Annotated in this window: 2 protein-coding genes and 1 pseudogene; all 3 read left to right on the forward strand. The window is 64.1% G+C overall.

The annotated features are described in order from the left end of the window. Positions 1–198: pseudogene (locus CG471_RS31600) on the forward strand (hypothetical protein); the annotation flags it as partial. Positions 199–259: 61 nt separating this feature from the next. Then, the gene (gene istA, locus CG471_RS29480; RefSeq protein ID WP_099234623.1) at positions 260–1,774 is read left to right on the forward strand and encodes an IS21 family transposase; all 1,515 of its coding nucleotides are present in this window, start codon (positions 260–262) and stop codon (positions 1,772–1,774) included. After that, entirely contained in the window at positions 1,761–2,489 is a 729-nt protein-coding gene (gene istB, locus CG471_RS29485) for an IS21-like element helper ATPase IstB (protein WP_099234624.1), read from the forward strand. Before istA ends, istB begins: the two co-directional genes overlap by 14 nt. The last annotated feature ends 278 nt before the right edge of the window (positions 2,490–2,767 follow it).

Raw genomic sequence — 2,767 nt, forward strand, 5'->3', positions numbered from 1 at the left:
GGTAATGCCTGTGCCCAGCAGGAGATACCCCCTATGCTGCTCAAGGAACTCGAGGTTCGCTACGCCAGCCGGCGATCGAAGGATTACAAGCTCGGTGATGGCGGCGGCCTCTATCTGCTCGTTCGTCCGACTGGCTCACGCCTCTGGTGTGGATCGGCGTGCAAAAAGAACCCCGTTAGCGGGGTGATCGGCGTCTAAAAGGGCCCCCTCATTTCGATAGCTTAAACAGCCGTCTGGATATTCAGGCGGCGAGATCGGGATGTTGGTTTTGGAGACAGTGGTTCGGATCCGGCGTGAGTATGCCGGCGGGAAGGCGATCAAGGCGATCGCGCGTGATCTGCATGTGTCGCGGAAGGTGATCCGCAAAGCGATCCGGGCGCCGGAAGGCGCATTTGATTATCGACGCAAGGTTCAGCCGCTGCCGCGGATCGGTCCGTTTCAGGATCGCCTGGATGGGCTGCTGGAAGAGAACGAGTTACGAGGGCGGCGTGACCGGCTTCGGATGACCCGTATCCACGACCTTCTGGTGCGTGAGGGTTTCGAGGGTTCTTACGATGCCGTGCGCCGCTATGCCGCACGGTGGAAGATCGAGCGGCGCAGGGATTTCGGCGACGGGACGACGGCCTTTATTCCGATGCTGTTCCAGCCCGGCGAGGCCTACCAGTTCGACTGGAGCCATGAGGATGTCGAGATCGGCGGCAAGCCGATGCGGGTAAAGGTCGCGCACATGCGGCTGTGTGCGTCGCGGGCGGTGTATGTCCGAGCCTATCCGCGCGAGACCCAGGAGATGCTGTTCGACGCGCATGCGCGCGGCTTTGCCTTCTTTGGCGGCGTGCCCAGGCGCGGCATCTGCGATAATATGAAGACGGCGGTGACGAGCGTGTTCACCGGCAAGGAGCGGGTGTTCAACCGGCGGTTCCTGATCATGGCCGACCATTATATGGTCGAGCCCACGGCCTGCTCGCCGGCGGCAGGCTGGGAGAAGGGACAGGTCGAGAACCAGGTGCAGACCATCCGAGGGCGCTTCTTCCAGCCCCGTCTGCGGTTCGCCAGCCTCGAGGAGCTCAATGGCTGGCTGGAAGCTGAGTGCCGGCGCTGGGCCGAACGACAAGCCCATCCTGAGCAGGGCGACCAGACCGTGGCGCAGATGCTGGAGATGGAACGCCCTGCATTACAGTCGATGCTGGGGCCGTTCGATGGCTTCAACGAGAGCGAGCACGGCGTGTCGGGCACCTGCCTGATCAGCTACGATCGCAACCGATACTCGGTCCTCTCGACGGTGGCGCGGCGCACGGTGCAGGTTCGGGCCTATGCCGACCGCATTGTCGTGCGATGCGGCGATGAGGTCGTCGCCGAGCATCCCCGCTTCTTCGGGCGGAACCGCACCATCTATGATCCCTGGCACTATCTGCCGGTGCTGGCCCGCAAGCCCGGCGCTTTACGCAACGGCGCCCCTTTCCAGGACTGGGAGTTGCCGCCAGCCTTGGCGCGGTTGCGACGCAAGCTGGGCAACGGCGATGATGCCGACCGGCGGTTCGTGCGCGTGCTGGCGGCCGTGCTGACCGACGGCCTGGAACTCGTCGAGGCCGCCGTGCGGGAGGCGCTGGCGACCGGCACGGCGAGCGACGATCTGATCCTCAATATCCTGGCACGGCGCCGCGAACCGCCGCGACCGCTGACGATCGTCACTTCTGAGGACAATGCCCTGCGGCATCCGCCGATCGCCGACTGTGCCCGTTACGACCAACTGAGGAACTTCCATGCAGCGGCATGACATGATCGACGCGATGCGCGGGCTTGGGCTCAAGGGGATGGCCGGCGCGTTCGATGAGGCCGTAACCACAGGGCTCCAGCGTCAGCGCACAACGATGGAGATACTGACCGATCTGCTGCGCGCGGAAGCAACGCACCGCCACGCGGCCTCGATCCGATACCGGATGGCGGCCGCCAAGCTGCCGGTGGTGAAGGATATCGATGCGTTCCGCTTCGAAGGGACGCCGATCAACGAGGGGCTGGTCCGTTCGCTGCACGGTGGCGCGTTCCTGCCCGCACGGCGCAATGTCGTCCTGGTTGGCGGCACCGGCACAGGTAAGACCCACCTGGCTATCGCCATCACCGCCAATGTGGTCCGCGCCGGGGCGCGAGGGCGTTACTTCAACACCGTGGATCTGGTGACCCGCCTCGAAGAGGAAGCCCGGATCGGTAAAAGCGGCGCGCTTGCCTCCCAGCTCTCCCGGCTCGATCTCGTGGTTCTGGACGAGCTTGGCTATCTGCCGTTCGCCCGTTCAGGCGGGCAGTTGCTGTTCCATCTGGTCAGCAAACTTTACGAGCAAACCAGCGTCATCATCACGACCAACCTGGCGTTCGGGGAATGGCCGACGGTGTTCGGCGACCCCAAGATGACCACCGCTCTCCTCGATCGCGTCACTCATCATTGCGACATCATCGAGACCGGCAATGACAGCTGGCGCTTCAAGAACCGAAACTGATCCCCGCGGCACGCCGGGATTAAGATGCTTTGCGCTGCGCGCGCCTCCGGTCGGGCTCCGCCCTCCCTACGTCGCGCGCAGCGCAAGGCGCGTTCCTCGACAGTCGTGCCATCCTTGAAAGGGGGTCCCTTTTGCGCGCCGATCGGGGGGCTGAACCGCGCCGGGTTTGCCGGAGGCTCCAACTTCTGAGTAAGTGGAGCCGATATGAGCAAAGCGACGAACAAGTTTGCACCTGAGGTTCGCGCACGGGCGGTGCGCATGGTGCTGGATCACGAGGC

Origin of the sequence: Sphingobium sp. IP1 (genome assembly GCF_002708645.1) — a bacterium.
GTDB classification, from domain to species: domain Bacteria; phylum Pseudomonadota; class Alphaproteobacteria; order Sphingomonadales; family Sphingomonadaceae; genus Sphingobium; species Sphingobium yanoikuyae.

Coding starts and splice junctions, on each gene's coding strand:
- istA (WP_099234623.1), top strand. CDS start 260: ATGTTGGTTTTGGAGACAGTGGTTCGGATCCGGCGTGAGTATGCCGGC.
- istB (WP_099234624.1), top strand. CDS start 1,761: ATGCAGCGGCATGACATGATCGACGCGATGCGCGGGCTTGGGCTCAAG.